Source organism: Marinobacter excellens LAMA 842, from assembly GCF_001574445.1.
In the GTDB taxonomy this organism is placed as follows: domain Bacteria; phylum Pseudomonadota; class Gammaproteobacteria; order Pseudomonadales; family Oleiphilaceae; genus Marinobacter; species Marinobacter shengliensis.
Genome location: NZ_LOCO01000033.1, coordinates 1 through 24,333, shown reverse-complemented (window position 1 = coordinate 24,333; position 24,333 = coordinate 1). Strand labels below are relative to the sequence as shown.

Sequence of the window (24,333 nt, the reverse complement as noted above, 5' to 3'; positions counted from 1 at the left end):
TGCCCTGCATGGCTAGGGAGCTGTCTGCCCCTGCGCAGTATCCTCGTCTATTCGTGCCGGCTTGTCCGGGTGAGCAATGCGGAAAAGCAGGGCCGCCAGGATAATGGCCGGCGCGCCGGTTCCTGCGGTGATCAGGAAGAATCCCACCCAGCCCACGTGTTCTGCAAGCAACCCGGTAAAGCCCGCCGCAAACTGCCCGGGCAGCGTCATCAATGAGCTGAACAACGCGTACTGGGTGGCGGTGTAGGCGGTGTTGGTGAGGCTGGACAGGTAGGCAATAAACACCGAAATGGCCATGCCGCCTGTGACGTTATCGGCAATGATGGCGGCCACAAGGCCCGGTTGTTGGGGGCCAATGATGGCCAGGCCGGCGAAGGTGAGGTTGGTGGCCGGGGCCATAAACGCGGTGAACAACAGCATTCGGGCAATGCCAAACCGTGCTACCAGTGCGCCGCCGACCGCGGCCCCGCTCAGGGTCATGATCAAGCCAAACGCGGCTGCAATGTTGGCGATCTGGGACTTGGTAAAGCCCAGGTCCAGATAGAACGGATTGGCCATCACCCCCATAAAGATGTCACTGATGCGGAAGGTGGCAATAAACAGCAGGATCACCAGCGCCGCTTTGCCGTATCGTTGAAAGAAATCCGCGAACGGGCAGACAAACGCGCCGATCATCCATGCGGTGATGTTCTTGCGGGCACCGCTGTGTTTGGTGCGGTCCAGGTATCCGATAACCCGCGCCTCCATGGCAAACACTGCTGCCGACTGGCGGTTCTTCGGTTCGGAACTGATCAGCGTGGTGACCATGCCAACGCCCATCAGCAGGGCCATGGTGCCGTAGGCCAGGGACCAGCTGCCGACGGCGGCAATGTGTAGGGCGCCGGCACTGGCCATCAGCATGGCAACCCGGTAACCGGTCACGTAGCTGGCGGCCATGCCGCCCTGTTCATGGGGCTCCGCGGCTTCCACCCGGTAGGCATCCACCGAGATGTCCTGAGTGGCGGAACCGAACGCGGCGACCACGGCCCAGAGGGCCACCAGCCACTGTTGCTGGGTTGGGTCCGTCAGCGCCATGCCCAGTAACGCGCCGGCAATACTCATCTGTGAAACCAGCATCCAGCTGCGCCGCCACCCGAGCCACCGGGTGAGAAGCGGAATGCTGGTGCGATCAACAATCGGTGCCCACAGCACCTTGATCGAATGGGCCATGCCCACCCAACTGAGAAAGCCAATGGTGGCAAGCTCAACGCCCAGATCCCGCAGCCACGCCGTAAACGTACCCCCCACCAACAGCAACGGAAGCCCAGCGGAGAAGCCAAGGAACAGCATGCCGATAACCCGGGGGTTTCGATAAACTTGAAAGCCTTGAAGGAACTTCAGGATAAAACTCTGAGGCATGAACGGCCGTCCGGAGCTGAGTGGAATACAAGAACCGGGATTATGCGGAATTAAACCCCAATGGCCAAGTGAGCGAGCTTTAATGACCTACCGAGCCAATTTGGGGTCAGACCCCAAGACATTTCACCCGATCAAATGTTCTGGGGTCTGACCCCAATTTTAGGAGGAGCAGCTGATGTTGAGGTGTTTGCCCCAGTCTGGCGGTAAGGCCGCGTAGTGTTCGAACTCGGGTTGGTCGTCGAAGGGGTTCTCGAGCACCTTTAACAGCTCTTTCAGGGGCGCGTAGTCGCCGTTCTGGGCTTCCATGATGACTTGCTGGGCCAGGTAGTTGCGCAGGATGTATTTGGGGTTTATTTGGCGCATGAGGTATTCGCGTTCGTCGTGGGCGCGGGTTTCGGTCTTGAGGCGGGCCTCGTAGCGTTCGAGCCATTCGTCGGCCGCGCTTCGGTCGGCAAACAGATCCCGCACCGGGGCGTTGCCATGGCGGTGCAGGTTGGAGATGCCTCGGAAGAAGCGGGTGTAGTCTACCCGGTGTTCGTGCAGCATGCTGAAGGTCTCCATGATCAGGCTCATGTCTGAGTCGTCGGTTTCCTCCAGCCCCAGTTTTGCCCTCATATTGTTCTTGAAATGTTCGTTATAGGTGGTTTCGTACCGGCGCAGACCGCGGCGCACGTGGTCCTCATCCATGATCGGCAGCAGGGCGTTGGCCAGGTACTGGCAGTTCACAAAGCCAGTCTGCGGCTGCCGGTTGTAGGCGTAGCGGCCGCCCTCGTCGGTGTGATTGCAGATGAAGCCGGCGTCGAAATCATCGAGGAAGGCGTAGGGGCCGTAGTCGAAGGTGTCGCCGATGATGGACATGTTGTCGCTGTTCATCACGCCGTGGCAGAAGCCGACCGCCTGCCAGTCAGCGATCAGCCGGGCGGTGCGTTCCACCACTTCTTCAAACCAGCGTTGGTGGCGTTGTTCTTCCGGCAGGCTGATCAGGTGCGGGAAGTGCAGGGTGATCACGTGTTCCAGCAGGGTTTTCAGTGCCTCGGGGCCTTCATGGTGGGCGGCGAATTCGAAGTGGCCGAAACGGATATGACTTTGCGCCACTCGCATCAGCGCGGCGGCGGTTTCGATGGATTCCCGGCGCACCGGGTCTTTCGCGCTGATCATAAACAGGGCGCGGGTGGTCGGAATGCCAAGACCGTGCATGGCTTCCGAGCACAGGTATTCGCGAATGGTGGAGCGCAGCACTGCCCGGCCATCGCCAAAGCGGGAGTAGGGCGTGGTGCCTGCCCCTTTCAGGTGCCAGTCCCATCGGGTGCCGTCCGGTGCTACGGTTTCCCACAGTAACAAGCCCCGACCATCGCCCAGTTCCGGGTTGTACACGCCAAACTGGTGCCCGGTGTACTTCATCGCCACTGGGTCCATACCCTCCAGCAATTCCACCCCGGCACCCACACCGGCCCACTCAGCTTCATCCTTAACATGAAACCCCATCTGCTCTGCCAATTTGTGGTTAAAGCACACCATCGCCGGCTGCGACAAAGGCGTCGGCTTCACCCGCGTATAAAAGCTGTCCGGCAATTCCAGGTAACGGTGTTCCACCTTAAAGGCATTCGTGCTCATAGTCTGGCCTGGTTCTTGAATCTAATTTGGGGTCAGACCCCAGAACATTTCACCGCATCAAATGTCTTGGGGTCTGACCCCAGTTACATTGCAGAGCGGGGTGGGGAAATGCAACCACGGTTGATTGTTTTTACGGATCTGGACGGCACCTTGCTGGATCACGACAGCTATAGCTGGCGGGCGGCGAAGCCGGCGATGGCGCGGTTGGGGGCCAATGGCATTCCATTGATTTTCAATTCCAGCAAAACGGCGGCGGAGATCAGTGAGTTGCAAAGCATGATGGGGCTGCGGGGGCCGTTTATTGCGGAGAACGGCGCGGCGGTGGTGATTCCTGCTGGCTGCCTGGGCAATGCGGAGGAAGAAGTGGTCCATGTCGGCAGATCCTATGAGGAGGTTGTTCGCACTATTTTGGTGCAGAGGGAATCCGGTGCACAGTTTCGGAGCTTTGATGACCTGTCTGCGGAGCAGGTGGCGTCGCTTACCCGGTTGACGGTAACGGAGGCGGCCCGGGCGAAACAGCGTTTGGCGACGGTGCCGCTGGTGTGGGATGGCACGGAGGAAGAGCTGGCGCAATTCCGCGCGGCGCTTGAGCTGGAGGGCCTGAAGTTGGTGCAGGGCGGGCGCTTCTGGCATGCCATGGGCACCTTTGATAAGGCGGAAGGGGCCCGGTTCTTGCTGAAGCGTTATCAGGAGCACTTTGGTGAAGAACCGATTGTGACCATTGCCCTGGGCGATAGCCCCAACGACCAGTGCATGCTGGAGGCCGCCGACGTACCGGTGGTGATTCGCGGGGTGAACAGTGATCAGGTTCAGTTGCCGTCGTCCCGGCACGCCATGCGCTCCCTCAAGCCCGGCCCGGAGGGTTGGAATGAATGCGTGCTCAATCTGCTCTTTGAGTACGGCTACCAGTAAAGGAGGAGCCGCCATGGGCGACTTTTACCAGAATGGCATTATCACCACCCTGCACAACCTTGTGCGCCGCCCCGTGGAGGATGTTGAAGCGGACCTGATGAGCTTTCGTAAAGCCCGGCCTATGTCTTTGGTGTTGCCGTCTTTGTGCTCGGAGCTGGAAGGGCCTGCGCTTAAAAACATCGTCCAGGAGCTGACCAAGGTTCCGTATTTGGATGAGATTGTGATCGGTTTGGACCGTGCCGATGAAACCCAGTATCGCCATGCCCTGGAGTATTTTTCCGAGCTGCCGCAGCCGTTCAAGGTGCTCTGGAACGATGGCCCCCGGTTGCGGGCACTGGATATGAAATTGCGGGAGCAGGGCCTGGCACCCACGGAGATGGGGAAGGGCCGCAATGTGTGGTATTGCTTTGGCTACGTGCTGGCCTCGGGTGTGAGTAAATCCGTGGCCCTGCATGATTGCGACATCCTGACCTATTCCAGGGATTTGCTCGCGCGCCTGATCTACCCGGTGGCCAACCCCGGTTTTAACTACATGTTCTGCAAAGGCTATTATGCACGGGTGGCGGACGGCAGCATGAATGGCCGGGTCAGCCGCCTGCTGGTCACGCCACTGATTCGCGCCCTCAAAAAAGTGTGTGGCCCCAACGATTTTCTGGATTACCTGGACAGCTACCGCTACCCGCTGGCGGGCGAGTTCTCCTTCCGTACCGATGTGATTAATGACCTGCGTATTCCCAGCGACTGGGGCCTGGAAATTGGCGTCTTGTCCGAAATGAAGCGTAACTACGCCACCAACCGCTTGTGCCAGGTGGACGTGGCGGATGTTTATGACCACAAACATCAGGAGCTGTCACCGGAAGACGCCAGCCGGGGCTTGTCCAAGATGAGCGTGGACATCTCCAAGGCGCTGTTCCGTAAGCTGGCCACTAACGGTGAGATTTTCTCCAACGAAAAGTTCCGCACCATCAAGGCAAGTTACTTCCGTATTGCCCTGGATTTTGTGGAGACCTACCAGAACGACGCCATCATCAATGGCCTGAGTTTCGATCGTCACAAGGAAGAGAAGGCGGTGGAGCTGTTCGCCCAGAACGTGATGCGCGCCGGCGCCTATTTCCTCGACAATCCCATGGACACGCCGTTCATCCCGAGCTGGAACCGGGTAACCAGTGCCATTCCGGATATCCGGGAGCAGTTGCTGGAGGCGGTGGAACTGGATAACCAGGAGTTCCGGCCATGAGCCAGACCCTCGACAGCAAACTGGTGGCCATGCTGGAAGTGGTCTACCCAGCGGTGGACTGTGCCTTTGTGGCGGAGCAGTTAATAGATGCCATGGCACTGGCGCCCGATGCCGAGGCCCCGCCGGCGCACCAGAACCATTGGGACCCATCGGACATTGTGCTGATCACCTACGCCGATACCGTTCAGCAGCCGGATGAGAAGCCATTGGTGACTTTGAAGCGGTTTCTGGACGACTGCCTGCAGGACGTCATCAGTGCCGTGCATATTCTGCCGTTTTTCCCGTACAGCTCGGACGATGGCTTTTCGGTGATGGATTACCTGGCGGTGAACGAGTCCCACGGTGGCTGGGAAGACATCGAGGCCATCGCCGCGGACTACAAGCTGATGGCCGACCTGGTGATCAACCACATGTCCGCCCGCAGCCGCTGGTTCGAGAACTTTCGCAAGCGCGTGGGGCCGGGCAAGGATTACTTCTTTGAGGGCAACCCGAAAGACGATTTAAGCATGGTAGTGCGCCCCCGAACCTCGCCGTTGCTGACCCCGGTGCAGACCGATGACGGCGAGCGCCACGTATGGTGTACCTTCAGCGAAGACCAGGTGGACCTGAATTTCGCCAACCCGGAAGTGCTGATCGAATTTGCCCGGATTATCCACTATTACCTGGAACGTGGGGTCAGGATCTTCCGGCTGGATGCGGTGGCGTTCTTGTGGAAAGAACCGGGCACGCCCTGCATTCACCTGCAGCAGACCCACGAGCTGATCAAGATTCTGCGCCTGCTGATTGAGCACCACACGCCAGATGCGGTGGTGATCACCGAAACCAACGTGCCCAACCGGGAGAACCTGACTTATTTCGGCAACGCCAACGAAGCCCATGCAATCTACAACTTCTCGTTACCGCCACTGCTGATCAATACCCTGGTCACCGGCAATTGCCGGCACCTGAAAACTTGGCTGATGAGCATGCCGCCGGCGCAGATGGGCACCACCTACCTGAACTTCATTGCCTCCCACGACGGCGTTGGCCTGCGGCCCACTGACGGCCTGTTGGACGAGGACGAAAAGCAGCGGCTGATCAACACCATGGAATCCTTTGGCGGCAAGGTATCCTACCGGCGCACCGCCGATGGCCGGGACCAGCCCTATGAAATGAACATTGCCTTGTGGGATGCCCTCAAAGGCACCGCCAAGGGTGGCGCAGACCACTGGCAGTTACAGCGATTCCTTTGCGCCCACACCATTATGCTGGCGCTGGAAGGTATTCCTGCGTTCTATATTCACAGCCTGCTGGCCACCGAAAACGACCATGCCCGGGTAGAACACACCGGCCGCTTCCGCTCTATTAATCGCGGCCAGTGGCAGCTGGATGCCGTGGAAGCCGCCCTGGCGGACCCACTCAGCCACCACAGCAAAGCTTTCACCGAACTCAAGCGCCTGATCGCCATCCGCCGCGCCCAACCCGCCTTCCACCCCAACGCCACCCAGTTTACCCTGCACCTGGGCCTGCAGCTGTTCGGCTTCTGGCGCCAGAGCATGCGCCGGGAGCAATCCATCTTCTGCATCCACAACATAAGCGACGAAGTGCAGCAAGTGGCCCTCACCGACATCAACCTCATCGGCACCGACCAGTGGACCGATCTGCTTTCCGGTATGGCCGTTGACGACCTGGCCGGCGTGCTAACCCTGAAACCCTACCAAAGCGTCTGGCTCTCCAACTAAGTTGGGGTCAGACCCCAGAACATTTGATGGGGTGAAATGTCTTGGGGTCTGACCCCATTGCGAGCCTGTTGCATTGAGTTCTGTGGAGGCAGCCCCTATAATCCCGCCGCATTAACTGACTGATGACCCACGGAGGGGACAGAGACGATGAGGATGTTCGTCGCAGTAGCTTTGTTACTGTCGTTAGGTTTGGCCGGAATGTTCTGGTTCACCGGCGACAGCCTTGCCTTTAAGCCCGAGCCGGGCGACAGCCGCCATTTTATTCTCGAACAAACCGCCGAACTGCAAACGCCCAGCGGGTTTCGCAGGGAGCCGACTCGTGTCCGAATGGAAAGCCTGCTGCGCAGTGACGTACTGGCGGTAGACAATGATGTGGTTGAGTTGCAATCCCGCTCTTTGCATACCCAGCTTTGGGAGCAGGATCGACTCGGTCTCGATACGGAGCAGATTCCGGAATACAGTGACCGGCTGCAGTCTATGGCGGCATTGCTCAAGGCCGGGATTGTTGAACGGGTTGCCAGCGATGGTCAGGTACTTGAAACCAATTACGTGAATGAGTCCGCCCTGGCCGAGCTCACGGAAGATTCCCGGTTGCCTGAACCCGTTCGGGATATGCTAAGCCGCGATCTCAGCGTGATGCACACCTACCAGCCAGCTTTTCCTTCGGGTAAGCCCCGAGTAGGCGTGAGCTGGCAGGTGCCGGCACGCGATATGGGCGGTCAGTCGCTGCCAGCGGTGCAATACGAAATCAGCCATGTGAATGACGACACCGTTTCTTTGAAGTTCCGTTCGGTGACAACGGAGGGAGCCACTGACTCTGCTGCCGTTGAAATCGAGGGCTTTATGGAGCTTGAGCGCCTGACCGGGTGGCCGAGGCGCGCTGCTGCGCGAATCAGTGGGGTATTTGAATACGCCGACCAGCACCTGGCGTTGAAAAGCACGATGACGTTGACCCAGACCGGTATAGAGCCGCGATTCAAGGCGGGGCAAGCATGGTACCGGGCACTGGGGGCGCTGGATAGCCGGGTTGTCGATACCACCGATCCGGAGTTCGAAACCTATTACCTGCCGCCGTTTGCCCTGGCCACGCCCGAAGAATCCTTTGAACAACTGGAGAGGTCTCTGCTCTGGTTCGGCAGTGAGGAAGTTGATGGTCGCCTGGGGCTGGATTTCCAGATTGAGCATTATCATTTCGCAGCCGTTGAGTTTGAGCCTGCGAGCGCCGTCCGGCTGCTGGATGCCGAGGGTGAACCTGTGACCGATTCGGTACCGCGTGATCCGCGTTACACTCTGTATTCGATTGACAGCGCCGACCATCGCCGAGTGCCGTTTATCGCCAGTGAGTTAACGCGCGATCAGTTGGATGCGATTGCCTCGGTGGAGGTGGATGCCACGGTTATCGTGCCCGGAGAGCTGCACAGCTTTGTGCTGACGCCGGAAACCCCATCCCGCCACATCGAGAGCCTTGGGCTGACGCTATCTGTAGAAGATTGGGATCCCGATGGGCTCCTGGTTCGGGCCCATGAGCCCGGGGGTTCGCTACCCACCAGCTTTCCGTTGATTGGCGCCTATCCTGTGAATGCCGAAGGCGACTTTCTGCCGACGTTCAGCCTGCGGCTGACTCATACGGCGATTGAACCTCTGCGGAATGCCTTTCTGGAAACCTCGGATGAGGGTGATCACTGGGCCAGGGCCGAGCAATTTGCGCATTCAGCCACCGACACACTCATAACCTCCCCTATGGAAGAGCGCTACGGTGACTGGATCTATGAGTTGGGGGCAGAGGGTGGCCAGCCCATTGAAGGCGTTCAGGTTTATGTGTACGGCCGTGAGGTGGAGCAGCGTACGTTTGTAGCCCCGAACGCGCTCCCCACGTTAGATGGCGGGCCGGTGGTTGGTGAGCGAACTCTGGAGCAGTACCGGGAGCCGGTGCTGGAGTTTTCATCATTTGAGTTGGATGAGGTGGTACTCGAAGGCGTTCGTCAGAACAGGCTCAGTGCCGTGGTTCCTGGTGAGGGCGCCGGGCGCTGCGACATTTCTGTGGCTGGCGAACCAATGTACCAGGGTAGCCCTGTCCGTTTTTCTGCCGAGCAAAGCTATGGAACGTCGCAACTACTGTTTGCATCCGGCGCCTATAACGATCAGCCCGGCCGTGAGTTGGTTACCGAGCATGGCCTGAAATATTTCTACGACCTTGAGATTGACGTCAATGTTGACTGCATAACCAAGGTAGTGCTGCACAGGGGGACCGTTCCTGATAGCGGTCAGTTATTCCGGGTAGACCCCAGCACCCTGAGGCTGAGCAAATCCCAACACCAGACTCTCAAGCAGATCCAGCAGCGATTCAATCTAAGAGAGCTGCCTTTGATCGCCTACAACCGGGACGGTAAAGTTCTGGAGCCTCTGTCTCCTGCCTACTCAGGGAACCCTTCGGAAGGTTGGGATGGTGATGGCATGGATCTCCGTTTCTGGGGCGAAATCGCTGAGGTCCGTTACCCCGTGAGTATGGAGCGGGAAGCCAGGCAGGTGTCTGTGCAGTTCCCGCCACTGCCTTGATTCAACCGGTCAATAACTCAGGATGAGACCATGACCAAAAAGCTGTTGTTTACTGTATTGCTCTGTATGCCGCTGATTGTGCAAGCCGACCAACGGGTATGGTTTGCTGAAAATGGCGATTACTACGACCCTGCCAATCCCTGGCACCGGAAGGCGAGTTACCTTGAGCTGCCACTTCCCAAGGTGGATGAGTTTTATCAGGTCAAACTCTTCTACGCTGACGGCCAGGTTGCGCTGGAAGGCCTCTCACCCACGCCGGATTTTAACCGCAAGGACCTGTTGGGTGATGCGGTGGAATATTACGCCGATGGGCAGGTTTCAGTGCAGGCCAGTTACGTGGTTCGTGACCAGATCTGCGACTGCGGCAACAATTACCCGGTGCTCCACGGTGCCTACAAGGCTTATCACCCGAACGGCCAGCTTGAGCGCTCGCTTGACTATTATGGCGGCGGCATCGCCGATGGAGACTACACCGAATATGACGAGGCAGGCCGGGTAACCCGTCGCTATTCCATCCGGAATTATCGGCGCCATGGCGATTATGCCGAGTATAAAAATGGTCAGCTGACCAAAGAGGCCCACTACGTGAATGGGGCCAGGGAAGGAAATTACCGGGAGCTGGATGAACAGGGCCACCTAATCCGGAAAGCCACCTTCTTGGATGGCAAGTATCAGGGAGTGCTGGAAACCTATCGAGATGGAATTCTGGCCAGTGAGGAGCATTACCACGAGGGTAACCGGCTGGGTTTGCAGAAAACCTACTACCCCGACGGCACACCCGAGCGTGTGTATATTGCCAGTAAGTTCCGGTCTCAGCCGGTGGGTGAGGATCTTTACTACCGAATGGACGGTAGTCTGTCTCGCAAGGTGATGCGCGTTCTGGATGACAACGGCCGGCTTGTTGAGTCCCGGGATGAGCAATATGGCGACGGTGAGCGGCTGGTCAAGCTTAAACACAAGGTGGGTGATTGGCAGCTTGAGGAAGAATACAGCGAGAGTGGTGAGCTCATCGCCCGGCGGGAGCAGGATGACAAAGGGCTACAGGGTCTGCTCCTGACCCGGCAATGGTCGACCCTGGTGCGGGAGCACTACAAGGACGGGGAAAAACATGGCGATTCCCTCCGGGAGGGCAGTGGTGGTGCCCGCGAGGAAGGGCGTTACGAGAATGGCCTGAAAACAGGCCCGTGGCTAATGCTACAGAGCAATGGCATAACCGAGAAAGTGAACTATCGTGCCGGCAAACGCCACGGCCGTTACGAGCGCTTTGACGAGACCGGAGAGCGCTCAGATGTCATCCATTATGAAAATGGACAGAAACATGGACCGGCCGATTTCAGCGACGGATATGGCCATCGCGTGGTGGCTAACTTCTACAAAGACGAGCCGGATGGCGACTATCTGGAAACGACCGAAAACGGGCGTATCGTACGCCAGGGCAATTACCGGCTCGGGAAACCGGAAGGCGTTCACTACGAGTTCTCCAGCGTTGGCCAGATGTTGAAGAAACGCAGCTATCGCGACGGCGAGCCCCACGGGGAGTGGATTGAAGTGGGTTACGGCGGTATGTCTGTGATTCGCAAGCACTACGAAAATGGAACGCTCATCAGTGAGGGCGACATAACCCTGGACTCCCTGTCGACTTCGCGGGTGCGCTGATGAAAAAGCATGGTTTGAGGCTGTGCAGGAACACGGACGGTTTGAGGACAAAGGTATCATGTTGAAAATCCGCTCTATCGGAGTGTTTGCCGCAGGCCTGCTGGCGCTTGGGGTATTGGGTGGTTGCAGTAACAGTGACAATACGGATGCGTCTGGCGATGACCAGCGGGGTGCGTCTGATAGCGGGCTGGCTGCAACGTCCGAGGTGTTTCCTTCGCAGGTATTCATTGATCTTGATCGTGCGGGTTCCCGCATCGTGGCAGTGGGTGAATCCGGTGCGATTAGGGTTTCGGATGACAACGGTAGTTCCTGGCGAGTGGTCAGTTCCGGGGTGAATAGCACCCTGACCGCGGTTAGCTTTGTGTCTGATCAGACCGGTTGGGCCGTTGGCCATGATGGCACGGTGCTGCGAACGGATAGTGGGGGCGACACCTGGGAGCCTCTTCAACTGGACCAGCAGATAGATTCTGATCAGGCGCTGATGGACGTGGCTTTCGATAGTCACGGCAAGGGCATTATCGTTGGGCCCAACCGCTTTATTCTCACGACGCTTGATGGTGGTGAAAACTGGACGCGGGAGCGTCTGGCGGCGAGGTCTTACGGCTCAGACCTCAACGGAGTGGCCATTCTGGAGAGCGGGCATCAACTGATTGTTACCGATGGCAGTGACATTCTTTCCCGTTCGGAGTGGGGCGACGACTGGCAAGTGTTTCGTGAGGGGTACAAGCCACTATTGGGCGTAATAGGCTTAGGTGGCAGTGAGGCTCTGGCCTTTGGAGCAGAAGGCACGGTAATGCAAAGCCCGGACGGCGGAGTGAGCTGGAATAGCATCAAAAGCGCCAGCAAGGTGGGCTATTTCGGTGGGCGCCTTTTGTCTGACGGCAGTGTGATCCTGGTTGGAAGTGAGGGTATCGTGGCCCGGCGCGCTGCGGGCGGAGAGATGTTTTATCCGGAGCTTGATCTCCCGTTGGGGGCCCTGACGGGGGTCGCTGAGGGTGAGAACAACAGGTTGTTGCTGGCGGGTATTCAGGGAGTTGGATATCGGCAGGACAATCAGTATTGGTTCCATGGTGTTGAGAATGGTGCGACCGGCCAGTTGATGGCGAGATCATTGTTGGGGCGGGTTGAGACATCGGCAGTATTGCAGCTTGCAGAATCGGGCAGTCGTTCTTACCAATGGCAGGAGTCAGGCAGGGCGGTTGAGTGGGTTGAGATATCTCTGTCTGCAGCGGGCGCCGGTGATGATGTACTGACTCCTGCCGTTTTTAACGGGATGGGAGAGTTTTTTCAGGAGATTCGATCAGACTCTGGTTTACCGTTAAAGGAACTCAGATCCGTATGGGATGACCGGTATTTCAGCTATCTGCTTCTGCAAGGCCCCTACGGTTATCTGCAAAGCTATCCGATGGTTCCGGACAAACCCGGATATAGCGAGGCCGAGCGGCCTTATCTGGAACGTCGGTTAAAGCAGGCCGCGCTGTTGGACAGTGTGGTCAGTTCTGACTACAGCACAGTGACCATTTTCGCGGATGTGCCCTCTCATGTGGTTGCTGGGAGAGGGGGCGCGGATCAGGAGTCTATCCACGAGTTTCTGGCCGGCCTGACTGAAACACCGGAGGAGTCATCCCGGCCTTTCAATGTTTCCGGCATCGAGACCATTCGCCTCGAAGAGGTCGACCATGGCCCCAAGGTTGAAAACGGCGTCGATTCGAAGGAAGCCAATGAAGAGCAGGGCGCGAACGAGCCTGGCGACTATCTCTATGTGATCAGCCGCAGCAAATCGTACGGTTGCGAGAAACCCCGGGTTCTGAAACTGGCAGATAGCCTTGCCGGATACCTCAAGAAAGAAGACGCGCCCGGGCCGGTATTGTCTGTAGCGGATCTGGCCAAGCTCAACCAGGTGAGCCGTAAGGATGAGAACTGGAAGTGGTATACAACGTCTGGGTACCGTAGTTATGGCAATGAGGTGTATCGGTTGTGGGAGCAATCCTATTGCCCTAATCCGCTGGCGATAGTGTTCGGGCATCGAGGTGACGAAGAACAGGGTGAGGTACTTGAGGGGCTTCTGGAACAGTTTGGTGGCCAGGTGGGGTTGGATGACACCGCAGAGCAGCTTGAGATGAAAACCTACCGTGTTCGGCGGTCTGCCATCTGATCAGGAATTATGATTTTGTTGAGGAGTAGCGCAAGGAACGGTGGTTTGTAATCCACGACTGTGCGGTTATAATCGGTAGGGCTCAGGATGAGTCAGTTACAAACCACTATTCTTCAGGGACCGAAGTCATGCCCCAGGCAAGCGGATTGCAGTTCACCGCCCGTGTAGGCGAATTCCCCTCAGATCACTTTTCGGTAGTTGGCTTTAAGCTGGCCGAACAGCTGTCTTCCTTGTTTCATGGCCGGTTAGAACTGGCGAGCACCGACCCCGATGTGGCTGCTGCTGACGTTCTGGAGCAACCGGTGGACCTGGTAGTCTGGCAAGACGGCCAGCCGGTACGGCGGTTTACCGGCGTGGTCAACGAATTCGTCCGCGGCAACACCGGCCACCGCCGCACCGCCTATCAAGTGGTCATCCAGCCCCCGGCCTGGCGCCTGGACCTGATGCACAACAGCCGCATCTTCCAGACCCAGAGTACCGACACCATCGTGCGCACCTTGCTCGAAGAGCGGGGCATCATTGATACGGTCTTTGACTTCAAGCGCTCCCCTGAAGAACGGGAATACTGCGTCCAGCACCGGGAAAGCGACCTGCAGTTCATTGAACGACTGGCCGCCGAAGAAGGCTGGCACTACCGTTACCAACACGGAAGCGTGGATGGCGAAGAACAACCGGCGTTAATCATTGCTGACCACCACGGCGACGCCCCGAAACTGAACCCGGTGCCCTGCAACACCCAGGCTGGAGGCAGCAGCAAGCAAGCCTGTATATTCAGCTTCGCCTACGAAGAGCGCATCAAAGCCGCCTCCGTGGCCATGAAGGACTACACCTTCAAAAACCCCGCCTACGCCCTGATGCACGAACACAGCGCGGGCGGTGTGAACCACCGAGAAGACTACCAACACTACGACTACCCCGGTCGCTACAAGGCTGACGCCAGTGGCCAGCCCTTCACCCAGGCCAAACTGGACGCCCTGAGAAACGACGCCTCCCTGGCCAAGGGCGAAAGCAACCGCCCGGACTTCACCCCCGGCGCCAAAGTGGAATTGGAGGAACACGACAGCCAGAGCCTGAACCGGGAATGGCTGCTGACCGCCATCACCCACACCGGCAAACAGCCCCAGGCCATGGAAGAAGAGGGTGGCAGCGAACCCACCAGCTACCACAACGACTTCACCGCCATTCCGGCCGATAAAACCTGGCGGCCCCTGTGCGAACACAAGCCCATGATGGACGGCCCTCAGATGGCCATCGTCACCGGCCCCGAGGGTGAAGAGATCCACTGTGACCAGTACGGCCGGGTGAAAGTTCGTTTCCCCTGGGACCGCTATTCGAAAAACGACGAACACTCCAGCGCCTGGCTACGCGTCGCCCAGGGCTGGGCTGGCGGCCAATACGGCTTTATGGCCCTGCCCAGAATCGGCAATGAAGTGATTGTCTCCTTCCTGGACGGCGACCCGGACCAGCCCATCATCACTGGAAGGACTTACCACGCCACCAACACACCGCCCTACGCGCTGCCGGAACACAAAACAAGAACCACTCTGAAAACCAAAACCCACAAGGGCGAAGGCAGCAACGAACTCAGATTTGAAGACGAAGCGGACCAGGAACAGATCTACCTCCACGCCCAGAAAGACCTGGACCTGCTGACGGAAAACAACCGCACCGAAGTCATCAAGAACGACAGCCACCTGACGGTGGAGAACCACCAGTTCAGCCATGTGAAAGCGGCAGACCACTGCACCACCGATGGTGAAAGCCGAGTCTCTGTCGGCGCCGATTGCAGCCAGACCATCGCCGGCAGCTATCACCAGAAAACCGGCCGCACCATGGCCTCGGAAGCCGGCACAGAAGTTCACCACAAAGCGGGCGCGAAAGTGGTGCTGGATGCCGGGGCGGAGCTGACGATTTCTGGTGGTGGTAGCTTTATCAAGCTGGACCCAAGCGGGGTTACCTTGGCTGGGCCTGGGATCAAGATTAATTCTGGTGGGGCGCCGGGGAGTGGGGCTGGGCAAAGTTCTGCTAATCCGGAACTGCCAAATCTTGTTGGCAAAGATGGGGCGGCAACGCCACAGCCTCCCGAACTGGCAATGGTTGGCCAGCGCAAAACTGCCTCTCCTGACCAAGTGGAGTTTGATCAGTTACCGGGCTCAGATCGAAAACTGATCATTGATGTGATTGGTGGGCATCTTGAGCGAGATTCTGTGGAAGCGATTAAAGGGACCGATGGGGAGGAAACTGTATGACGGATACTGTGGATTTTTCAGATGAATCCCGGGATCGCTCGATTCTACGAACAGCAGATTACGACGATACCGATCCCGCAGATCTCGTACTGACTGTGCCCAAGCGCGATGGCGGCAAGATCTCGATTCCTCTCCTGAAGCACGCAAGATCTAACATCGAGCGTGAAGATTATCAGGATAATACCCTCGTAAGGATTAAGCCCCTGGCAGAGATCGCCAGCAACTTGCCTGTTAGACGCGGCTCCAATGCCCCCGTTTATCAAGGGAAAGGCGTAGCACTGTTGCGGCCTGGCTTTCTTTATATTTTCCGCGAAGACAAGCTCTGGCGAGAATTAGAGATCAGTCAGAACTCCCAATTCAGCGATATTGATCTTCAGGCAGTGCGGGCGGAGGTTGGTGACCCAGAATCTGACTTGAGAATGATACGCCCATCAGCCGGACAGTGGTTGGACGATGTGCTTGTTCCGGTGTTTCTCCAGGGGCAAGCGGTGATGCACGATTTCCGCATGGCCTACAGTGAAATCCAGTGGGATTGGGCCTACATCCAAAAACTTGAAGAGAGTGCAGCGACTCGTAATGCAAGGACGACGGGTGTGGGTCACGCCTGGGCTGTCACATCGGTTGATACATTGAGTTTTGAAACCGGATTCCCGGCATCACGTGTTGAGGATGCACCCGAGCTCAGGCACAGGGATCTGGGCATTGAACTGATGATAGAGAATCCCAGCGACTTCGTGCTCAGTTTTGAGCGGCCGGGTGAAGACGAACTATGCAGCAAGCTTGCGAAGTTATTGGAGAGCAACGAGAAGCAGGCGAGGGAGTCGGCGAACATTCTTGACCTTACCTGCCCACCTGGAGCGGATCTTTTGCAGCATCTTCGCTCGCAGAAGGGGGTCGTTTGCGTGGCCATCCCGGACCCTTTTTTCCTGTTCCGCCACGCCCTGGCCCAGTTGCACTTGGCCATGCATTATCTGGATGCAATCGATATTGCTATAAAGGATAAACCCCTGGTCCATTCCGCCATGTTAATCCGCCAGGCAGTGTTCGACCCGGCGCCGAGCGGTCAGAGTGGAGACCTTGCGAACTACCGGAACGCTATCAACCGGGAACAGCTGGATGACATTCTGGAAACGGCCGAAAGGAATCACGCTGTTCGGAACATAGAAGACCAGGCGCGCCGCCTGAAGAAATTGATGAAGAGCTCGTCATTCAACTCGGTGTTCGACGATTATCTGCAAAGCCCGGATGTAGCGGCTTGTGAAGCCTTTTTGCTGTGCGCGGACAACTTGAATGTACTGCAGCAAATCCCAGGGGTGCTCAAAGCACAGGGAGTGGATGATGATCAGGGGATCCCTAGCGCTCTGGCAAAGTGGCTATCGGACGAATCAATGTTGGCAAAGTGGTCGCCGGGAATCGCCGCCGAAACAGGGGAGGAAGGCACGCAGTCATCTCCCTACGAACAACTTCGGTCGCTCGCCAGCGACCAGACGGAGATTAACGATCAGCACCTGGGCCGCCTCAACCTCCAGGCCCTGGCGTATGCTGAGAAACAGTTCCAGTACGACGAGGAGTCCACTGGCGAGCAAGTGGCCGGGGAGGTTAAGGATGCAGGGCGCGTTGGGGCACTGGTAAGTGGGGTGCTGGGGGAGTGGAGTGCCTCAGTACTGACCGCCTGCAGAAGGCTGATGGAAGATGGTAGCGTGGAGGCCATCCAGGTCCACAGGATCATGCAGGCCGCGTCTGCCAATGCCATCCTTTCTGACCCCGGTCTGGCGGGGGTGGATCTGATGCGTCGAGGCGACGTAGACCCTACCAAGCATACCATTATTGGCGTGGAGGGTGACGGCATTCGCCGTGGCCTGACCGACTTCGACCGCAGCCAGGGTGGGCTGCTCACTCGCGCCAATGACTACCTCTATGCGGATCTTGTGGATCGATCTGGACAGGTCCAGGGTTCTACCAGCCCCGCCCGTGCCTCTAATGAGCTGGAAGAAGCTATCAAGAAAATCGCTGGCAATACTTGGGTCTACGTGGTGCCTGCCGGACACCCGGAGGCAAGGAAGCTCAGTGTATTAAAGGTGGACCTCGCCAAGCGTGTTGGGGCGGTGGTGGATGGCCCGGGCGTGTCTAGTGGATTGGTGGCGTTGGCGGTATTCAATGTGTTCTTGGAGAGTCGGGCCACTATACATGCAGTAAAAAGCAACCAGGACTGGGGTATAAGCTCTTTAAAAGCATTGGGAAGCTTGGTTGATCTGGTCGCTGCTTCAATGAAGCTTAGTATCGTAGCTAATGAAGTGGCAAGTATTGACTCTGGTCATGCATCACGACTCTACAAGTTTTCAAGCCGCCCTTGGTTTGACCTGAAGGGATGGCCGTTGATTGGAAAAAGGCTAGCCAAAACTGGGGCAGGTACCCTCGTCAGAACGGTTGGCCTTGCCAGTTTCGTAGCAGGAGGTGTGGCAGTTGGGTTGAGCTATTGGGATATGAGGATCAGTCTGAGCCGGGGGGATCTTGATGCTGCGAATGGGCACGGAATAGCGGTCGCCGGTGGTTTGATCTTCCTGTCAGTACCATTGATAGGCGGGCTGCTGGCGATTCCGGGTTGGGGGTGGGCCGTTCTCGGAATGAGCATGGCTTTGGGTGGGTCATTGTATGCGGGAAGCGTGGCCGACGACCTCTTCGAAAGGGTGCTGAAACAGGGGCCATTGGGGACGCACCCGCAGGACTCCTTGGTGAACCTGGACGATTTGGCCTATTACGGGCAGTTGCTAACACTGCTTTCCCCGGTCAATATCTCCGCACAAAGATACGGGGATGTCGATCCGGATCCGGCGTTGACTAGCCCGGACCATTCGCCACAGCCGGATGATTATGTCATCACTTTACAAACTCCAGTGGTCAGTCGGTTGAAGGTGCTACAGGAGTGTCGTCCAGACCTGCCAACCCAGCCTTTCAAGATTGTGGTACAGGAAGTGGCGTACATGAATAGCCGTGCCGAAACCTCCAACGCAGCGGTTGGCACAGTGGAGCAGGAAGTCATGTTGTCGACTACTCCCCTTACACAGATTGCCGCGAGGCAGTCCCTGCCTCATGAATCCGCCGTGCGTTTTCTGGTTAAACGGGAGCTCCAGAGCAGCAGCTTCCAGAGTTTTGGATATCAGGAAGAAGTCACTACAACGATACGGGTTGGATTGCAGGCTGTGGTTGGTACAGAACAGGGACCTGTGGTCTTTCCCACGCCTGTGATGGAGAACTACGAACCCTATAATGATACCCGTCATGGCGGGGCGCCGGATAAGTCCCGTAGTGTTTTTAATCCGCATTCCGAGCCAGTAGTACCCTATTGGTTCCTTAAGGAAGTTTCTGTATGACCATGCCGATGGAGACACAAGAATATGCTTCGACCGCCTATCGGTCTGATCAGGCGGTGGAGCTACCCGAAACCCGAGCTAAACGTGAACGAGTTGGGGACGAGCTTCAGCCGTATGGTGCCTACGCGAACCTTAACCCGTACCACCGAACCGTGGAGGATATTGATACAGTCCAGTGCAGTGAGAGCGAGGATCCGGAGTTCTATAAGGAAAACTGGTGGTGGGACCACCAGCGGCTTCGCTTCCTTAATGAGAAGCTCGGATTAAAGGCGTTAATACTCATTGTTCCATTCATTTGGGCGTTGTTGGTACTTATTGGTGGCTTGGTGCTAATCAGTTGGAGTATTGGGACTTTCCTGATACCTATTTTGCCGGCGACTGCTGTGGTTGTAATACTTATAATTCTGGGGGCAGCGTGGATATTCTTTTCTTTTTGGATCATTCCCCCCACCACCAATTGGCTCATGATTAATGGCGTTGGATTGATTCTCAAACCCTTTGAGAAAACCTTGGAAAAGAAGTTAGACGAAACTCTGGAAGATGGCTGCAGCGAGTTCAACCGGGTCACCGGGCAGGTAAAGTTCGCCTTGGGCAAGGGGCGTTCTTTTGAGGCACCGCTTGTGGAGTTCGATGCCTACGTGGAGCGAGTGGTCCAGCGGGGCGGTATCTTCTACCGGCTGATGTTCGTGCATCGTTACACCCAGAAGCAATTCAACAAAACCTCCCTGAGCAACATTGAAGCAGAGAAAACTGAGGTGCTAGCCCTGTGGGATATGTTGCAACGCTACATGGATGTCACCCAACCCCTGCCAGACATGCCCCGGTTGGAGCCGTTTCGTCACCTGGACCCGGTGACCGCCAAGTACGACCAGACTACTGGCCGTAACCCCCGCTACTGGCGAGACCTGGATATTGAAGCTTGGCAAAAAAGTGAAGGTGCGGAGCTATTGAGGAGCCAAAGGCAACACCCCTGGAGCCGCCGGCAGTGCAAGCTCACACCGCAACTGGGCAAAGTAGATATGCCGACTTATCGCCAACAAAGGCCTGAAACTGCCAGTGTTGTATAAGGCAGCGATGGCCCGAAAGGTTCCCGTATGACCATGCCGATGGAGACACAAGAATATGCTTCGACCGCCTATCGGTCTGATCAGGCGGTGGGGCTACCTGAAACCAGGGCTAAACGGGAACGAGTTGGGGACGAGCTTCAGCCGTATGGCGCCTACGCCAACCTTAACCCGTACTACCGAATCGTGGAGGATGTTGAGACAGTCCAGTTGAGTGAGCGAGACGATCCAGAATTCTATAGGAAGGACTGGTGGTGGGATCATCAAAGGCTGCGTTTCCTTAACGAGAAAATAGGGCTTAAGATTTTGGCATTGTTGTTGCCATTTGCATGGGCATTACTGGTTTTAGTCGGTGGTTTGGCGTTATTGGGGTGGGGGCTTGTTACCATTCCAAAGCAGCTTGACTTAAGTGCCTATTGGTTTATATCGCTATTATTAATATTGGTGCCAGCTTGGATATTCTTTTCATTTTGGATCATCCCCCCTACCACCAACTGGCTTATGACCAACGTCGTTGGAGCTCTCCTGAAACCTTTCGAGAAAACTCTGGAAAAGAAGTTGGACGAAACCCTGGAAGATGGCAGCAGCGAGTTCAACCGGGTCACCGGGCAGGTAAAGTTCGCCTTGGGCAAGGGGCGTTCTTTTGAGGCCCCGTTTGTGGAGTTCGATGCCTACGTGGAGCGAGTGGTCCAGCGGGGCGGTATCTTCTACCGGCTGATGTTCGTGCATCGTTACACCCAGAAGCAGTTTAACAAAACCTCCCTGAGTAACATTGAAGCCGAGAAAACTGAGGTGCTTGCTCTGTGGGATATGGTGCAGCGCTACATGGACGTCACCCAACCCCTGCCAGATATGCCCCGATTGGGGCCGTTTCGCCACCTGGACCCGGTGACCGCCAAGTACGATCAGACTACTGGCCGTAACCCCCGCTACTGGCGGGATCTTGATCTTGAAGCCTGGCAAAAAGGTGAAGGTGCGGAGCTGTTGAGAAACCAGCGGCAGTTTGCTTGGGGCCGCAGGCAATGCAGAGTCACTCCGCAATTGGGTAGTGTGGATATGCCCACCTATCGCCAAAGTAGACCTGAAACAGCCTGTGCCGTGTAATGCCACTCTTTCCGGTTGTGGTGGGAGCTTGATTGGCCGTTTGTTCCCATTGAGGCAGTTGCATGAAGAAAATAGCAGATAATAAGGCACCTAGAGCAGGCAACTCGGACACGTTCAAAAGCGGCAAGGTAACCTATCTTTCGCCACTTCCGTTGCCCACCGGATTGCCCCCCGTTGATCACAGCCATATTGTGGCGGAGGTCACGGATGAATACTTGGAACTTGGAGCGTTTACGCCAAACGTGTTTGGTTGGCAGTTAACTTTGGCCATGCCGATGTTTGTGGTTGTCTCGTTATGCATTGTTCTCCCGGTAATTAGTTTTTTTGGTGGTTTGGTTTGGGGCGAGGGCATTCTGGATGCTATTGGTATTGTGGCTCTGGCTTTTTCTGAAGGTCTTAAATACGCAACTGGATTTGGTATCGTTATCTTGCTGATAGCCCTTTTCCCTACCCTGCAAGCTCACTTCAGACTCCGGGGTGTAGTGCCCACCCGCTTCAATCGCCAACGCCGGGAAGTCTGCCTGGTGCCGTCGGATTCGGATACGCCTGTCATTGTGCCCTGGGAGGAGTTGCAAGCCTGGGTAGTTCAGGCCGAGGGGGTTACCCAGTACGGTGTCCAACGGCAGTTCGGCTTCGGCTTCGGGGGTACGGATCCGAAGACCGGCAAAGGCACCAGTCTTGAGCTGATGTCGGCGGGGTTACCGCTGGCCATCAGCACCTGGGAAGCGCTGCGGGCTTACATGGAATACCAAGTGAACAGTCTGGCAGAGATTCAAGACCCGCTGGAGCTGCAAAAGCCCGGCGATCCGCCTTGGGAAGGCGTCCATACCTTCTACAATGCTCGGGACCGCATGCGTCGCCGTCGACGTGAAGGAGAGGTGGGTTGGTATTACCCGTTCTTTTGGTATTGCTACCACCTGTTGACCCTATGGACTTTACCCAACCACCTGACGGAGTGGGAGGTTCGCAAACTGAAACGCTTGAACCGCCGGGCAACCCCGGAGGCCGCCCAACGCTGGTCTGAGCCGCTACCGGAAGCGCAATGGGCAAAACCGAGTGACGAACTGAAGCGGCTGAGTGAAAAGGTACGCCAGAAGCAGAAAGCAAACCCAGGGCGATTGCCTTATGAGGTATTTGCGGAGGTGTACAGTGAAGAGGATCGAGTGCCGCAGGCATCGAACCTATGATTAGGGACTAAATCATTATCAAGGACGACATTATGACCACGGCTATAAATGCAACCTGTAATGCCTGTAACCACACCATTCAACTATCACAAGAGGACCTGGAGCAGCTTGGAAGATCGGAGCCACTCCCGTGCAGCGAATGCGACGCCATGCTGAAGATCACCCCTGAAGCAAATTCAGAGCGCAACGCAAAACTCTCGGTATTTGCGTTGACGATAGGGGCGGCCGTCGTTGCGATTGTGGCCTTGATCAATATCTTTGGTGATGCCGGCTTTCCGACTTATTTTGTTGCGATACCGTTCATTCTGATTTCCACAGTACTGGTGTCCAACCTCAGTAATAGCAAACTCAATTTGGAGCGAGTTGAGTGAGCCTTCGCTGGCTTGGATCTGTTCATGGGATGGTGGTGTCATAGGGGGCGAGGGCGATCTTGAAAGCAGTTGAGAGAAAGGATGAACTCCCGTTGCTCCCTGAGCCTAGAAACAAAAGACGGCGCCTTGGCCAAGATTTGCAACCGGTTGGTGACTACGCAGGTATTGAGCCCTATTACCGGGTTAGCGAAGATGTGGGGGCAGTTCAGCACCAGGATAAAAGTGACTCGAGAGCTTTTTATTCAGATGATTGGTGGTGGGATCAACGTCGGATTCGGTTTCTGAATGGAAAAGCGTTTATCGGCCTTTCGATATTACTTCTCCTAATACCGTATACATGGGGAGGAGTGGTTTTAGCCGGCGGTGGAATTTCTATTGTATACCTTTCGATTATAATGACGGAGGATGCAATGGATTTAATTCGGATGGTAGCGGTTTTAGGTTCGGCGATAATTTGGATACCTCTTTCTTTATATATCCTCATAAAAACCATGCCCTGGGTCATGAGCGCTTTCGCCCTGCTACTCAAACCCTTTGACAAACTCCTCAGCAAGCTCCTGGATCGAGGCCTCGAAGCGGGCGAAAGCTACTTCAGTCGTGAAACCGGTGAAGTGAGCTTTGCAATGCCGGGCGGCAAGAAACTGACAGCACCCTTTGAGGAGTTCGATGCCTACGTGGAGCGTGTCATTGAAGCCGGCGGTGTCTTTTATCGCCTGATGTTCGTGCATCGCTATACCGCCAAACAATTCAGCCAGACGTCCCTGAGCCGGGTCGAGCCATCGAAGGAAGAGGTGATGGCGCTGTGGGACATGCTTCAACGCTACATGGACACCTCCCAGCCCTTGCCGGATGTGCCAAGGCTGGAGCCGTTCCGGCATCTGGATCCGGTCACTGCGGAGCATGACGAGCGCATCGAGCGTAATCCCCGGTTCTGGCGAGACTTGGATCTGGAAGCCTGGAGACAGGGAGAGGGCGCAGAGTGGTTGAAGCGCCAGGTGGAGTATCCGTGGGATAAGCGCCGTTGCAAGCTTACGCCGCAACTGGGCAAGATTTCGATGGAAGAATACCGTAAGCAGCGACCGGCCGAGGCTTGGCCGATTTGAGAAGCGACAATCAATAGGCATTTTCGGGGGAGGGAACTGTTCGAACGCTGGCGTGGAACGGGCGATTCTGAATCCATGCACCCAGCAAAAATCCCCTTTTTGGTATTTCACCGAGGTTAGCGCATGACTAAGGCGTATCCGGTGTCCGTCGTTATGGATGCCGCCTTTCGGGCAACGGCGATCGGGCCTTTGCCTGAGGCTCCAAAGAAGCGTGTCCGTATTGGCGAAGAGTTGCAGCCAATAGGAGCTTACGCCGAGGCAATTCCCTATCACCTAACGATCCGGGATGTCGAATCGCTGCAGGGTTATGAGAAAACGGATCCGGAATTTCGGGATGATGGGTGGTGGTGGAATCATAAGCGTATTCGTTTCTTAAATGGCAAGATGGGGATAAAGTTTCTGATTCTGCTGGTGCCAATGGCTTGGGTGTTAACAATAGTGATTGGCGGTTTGGCTTCGATTGTTTGGGGAATAGTGCAACTAACGGAATCGTATGGCCTCCCAGCTTTTCTTCACATACTGCTCTTAATTACTCTAGTGAGGTGGACCCATTCAGTTGGACAACCTGATGGTGTCCCTAAGCTATGATCCGGTTGTTTCCCTGGCTCAGGCTGCCAGAGATATGGGTTGCCCGT

The 24,333-nt window shown here is 56.5% G+C and carries 16 protein-coding genes; 14 read left to right on the top strand and 2 right to left on the bottom strand.

Annotated features, from left to right (window positions below):
- Positions 1 to 12 precede the first annotated feature (12 nt).
- Together J122_RS18725 and J122_RS18720 are read right to left on the bottom strand one after the other, a co-directional pair.
- Positions 13 to 1,398 (bottom strand): AmpG family muropeptide MFS transporter, encoded by a 1,386-nt coding sequence (locus J122_RS18725; RefSeq protein WP_061333611.1) that lies wholly within the window; start codon positions 1,396 to 1,398, stop codon positions 13 to 15.
- 159 nt (positions 1,399 to 1,557) lie between these two features.
- Positions 1,558 to 3,012: a protein adenylyltransferase SelO gene (locus J122_RS18720; protein ID WP_061333610.1), complete on the bottom strand. Its 1,455-nt coding sequence runs from the start codon at positions 3,010 to 3,012 to the stop codon at positions 1,558 to 1,560.
- A 108-nt stretch (positions 3,013 to 3,120) separates the two neighbouring features.
- On the opposite strand from J122_RS18720, the gene J122_RS18715 reads away from it, so the two are divergent.
- The 14 genes from J122_RS18715 (at position 3,121) to J122_RS18650 (ending at position 24,286) form a co-directional block, all read left to right on the top strand.
- Positions 3,121 to 3,924 (top strand): HAD-IIB family hydrolase, encoded by an 804-nt coding sequence (locus J122_RS18715; RefSeq protein WP_061333608.1) that lies wholly within the window; start codon positions 3,121 to 3,123, stop codon positions 3,922 to 3,924.
- Between the two features lie 13 nt (positions 3,925 to 3,937).
- Positions 3,938 to 5,161, top strand: coding sequence for a hypothetical protein (locus J122_RS18710; protein ID WP_061333607.1), 1,224 nt, complete (start codon positions 3,938 to 3,940; stop codon positions 5,159 to 5,161).
- Positions 5,158 to 6,882: a sugar phosphorylase gene (locus tag J122_RS18705; protein ID WP_061333606.1), complete on the top strand. Its 1,725-nt coding sequence runs from the start codon at positions 5,158 to 5,160 to the stop codon at positions 6,880 to 6,882. Before J122_RS18710 ends, J122_RS18705 begins: the two co-directional genes overlap by 4 nt.
- A gap of 153 nt (positions 6,883 to 7,035) precedes the next feature.
- On the top strand, positions 7,036 to 9,438 hold the full coding sequence (locus tag J122_RS18700) for a hypothetical protein (protein ID WP_061333605.1): 2,403 nt from the start codon (positions 7,036 to 7,038) through the stop codon (positions 9,436 to 9,438).
- 30 nt (positions 9,439 to 9,468) lie between these two features.
- Positions 9,469 to 11,094 (top strand): toxin-antitoxin system YwqK family antitoxin, encoded by a 1,626-nt coding sequence (locus tag J122_RS18695; RefSeq protein ID WP_061333604.1) that lies wholly within the window; start codon positions 9,469 to 9,471, stop codon positions 11,092 to 11,094.
- A gap of 58 nt (positions 11,095 to 11,152) precedes the next feature.
- A complete protein-coding gene (locus J122_RS18690) occupies positions 11,153 to 13,249 on the top strand; it encodes a YCF48-related protein (protein ID WP_061333603.1) in 2,097 nt (698 codons plus the stop codon).
- A 128-nt stretch (positions 13,250 to 13,377) separates the two neighbouring features.
- Positions 13,378 to 15,498, top strand: a complete 2,121-nt coding sequence (locus J122_RS18685) for a type VI secretion system Vgr family protein (RefSeq protein ID WP_082780647.1) — start codon at positions 13,378 to 13,380, stop codon at positions 15,496 to 15,498.
- Positions 15,495 to 18,869, top strand: coding sequence for a toxin VasX (locus J122_RS18680; RefSeq protein WP_061333602.1), 3,375 nt, complete (start codon positions 15,495 to 15,497; stop codon positions 18,867 to 18,869). Before J122_RS18685 ends, J122_RS18680 begins: the two co-directional genes overlap by 4 nt.
- Positions 18,866 to 19,936 carry a hypothetical protein gene (locus tag J122_RS18675; protein ID WP_061333601.1) on the top strand — a complete coding sequence of 357 codons (1,071 nt, stop codon included), beginning with the start codon at positions 18,866 to 18,868 and terminating at the stop codon, positions 19,934 to 19,936. The genes J122_RS18680 and J122_RS18675 overlap by 4 nt, the downstream gene beginning before the upstream one ends.
- A gap of 27 nt (positions 19,937 to 19,963) precedes the next feature.
- Positions 19,964 to 21,037: a hypothetical protein gene (locus tag J122_RS18670; protein WP_061333600.1), complete on the top strand. Its 1,074-nt coding sequence runs from the start codon at positions 19,964 to 19,966 to the stop codon at positions 21,035 to 21,037.
- Positions 21,038 to 21,099: 62 nt separating this feature from the next.
- Positions 21,100 to 22,224, top strand: coding sequence for a hypothetical protein (locus tag J122_RS24875; protein WP_061333599.1), 1,125 nt, complete (start codon positions 21,100 to 21,102; stop codon positions 22,222 to 22,224).
- Between the two features lie 32 nt (positions 22,225 to 22,256).
- A complete protein-coding gene (locus J122_RS18660; RefSeq protein WP_061333598.1) occupies positions 22,257 to 22,595 on the top strand; it encodes a hypothetical protein in 339 nt (112 codons plus the stop codon).
- 503 nt (positions 22,596 to 23,098) lie between these two features.
- Complete coding sequence (locus tag J122_RS23685) at positions 23,099 to 23,698, top strand: hypothetical protein (protein ID WP_197463888.1); 600 nt, start codon at positions 23,099 to 23,101, stop codon at positions 23,696 to 23,698.
- A gap of 123 nt (positions 23,699 to 23,821) precedes the next feature.
- Positions 23,822 to 24,286, top strand: a complete 465-nt coding sequence (locus J122_RS18650) for a hypothetical protein (protein ID WP_061333596.1) — start codon at positions 23,822 to 23,824, stop codon at positions 24,284 to 24,286.
- Positions 24,287 to 24,333: the final 47 nt, after the last annotated feature.

What these genes read in the sequence shown, in the direction of transcription:
- J122_RS18725 (WP_061333611.1), bottom strand. Translation starts at nt 1,398, where the DNA reads ATGCCTCAGAGTTTTATCCTGAAGTTCCTTCAAGGCTTTCAAGTTTAT.
- J122_RS18720 (WP_061333610.1), bottom strand. Translation starts at nt 3,012, where the DNA reads ATGAGCACGAATGCCTTTAAGGTGGAACACCGTTACCTGGAATTGCCG.
- J122_RS18715 (WP_061333608.1), top strand. Translation starts at nt 3,121, where the DNA reads ATGCAACCACGGTTGATTGTTTTTACGGATCTGGACGGCACCTTGCTG.
- J122_RS18710 (WP_061333607.1), top strand. Translation starts at nt 3,938, where the DNA reads ATGGGCGACTTTTACCAGAATGGCATTATCACCACCCTGCACAACCTT.
- J122_RS18705 (WP_061333606.1), top strand. Translation starts at nt 5,158, where the DNA reads ATGAGCCAGACCCTCGACAGCAAACTGGTGGCCATGCTGGAAGTGGTC.
- J122_RS18700 (WP_061333605.1), top strand. Translation starts at nt 7,036, where the DNA reads ATGTTCGTCGCAGTAGCTTTGTTACTGTCGTTAGGTTTGGCCGGAATG.
- J122_RS18695 (WP_061333604.1), top strand. Translation starts at nt 9,469, where the DNA reads ATGACCAAAAAGCTGTTGTTTACTGTATTGCTCTGTATGCCGCTGATT.
- J122_RS18690 (WP_061333603.1), top strand. Translation starts at nt 11,153, where the DNA reads ATGTTGAAAATCCGCTCTATCGGAGTGTTTGCCGCAGGCCTGCTGGCG.
- J122_RS18685 (WP_082780647.1), top strand. Translation starts at nt 13,378, where the DNA reads ATGCCCCAGGCAAGCGGATTGCAGTTCACCGCCCGTGTAGGCGAATTC.
- J122_RS18680 (WP_061333602.1), top strand. Translation starts at nt 15,495, where the DNA reads ATGACGGATACTGTGGATTTTTCAGATGAATCCCGGGATCGCTCGATT.
- J122_RS18675 (WP_061333601.1), top strand. Translation starts at nt 18,866, where the DNA reads ATGACCATGCCGATGGAGACACAAGAATATGCTTCGACCGCCTATCGG.
- J122_RS18670 (WP_061333600.1), top strand. Translation starts at nt 19,964, where the DNA reads ATGACCATGCCGATGGAGACACAAGAATATGCTTCGACCGCCTATCGG.
- J122_RS24875 (WP_061333599.1), top strand. Translation starts at nt 21,100, where the DNA reads ATGAAGAAAATAGCAGATAATAAGGCACCTAGAGCAGGCAACTCGGAC.
- J122_RS18660 (WP_061333598.1), top strand. Translation starts at nt 22,257, where the DNA reads ATGACCACGGCTATAAATGCAACCTGTAATGCCTGTAACCACACCATT.
- J122_RS23685 (WP_197463888.1), top strand. Translation starts at nt 23,099, where the DNA reads ATGAGCGCTTTCGCCCTGCTACTCAAACCCTTTGACAAACTCCTCAGC.
- J122_RS18650 (WP_061333596.1), top strand. Translation starts at nt 23,822, where the DNA reads ATGACTAAGGCGTATCCGGTGTCCGTCGTTATGGATGCCGCCTTTCGG.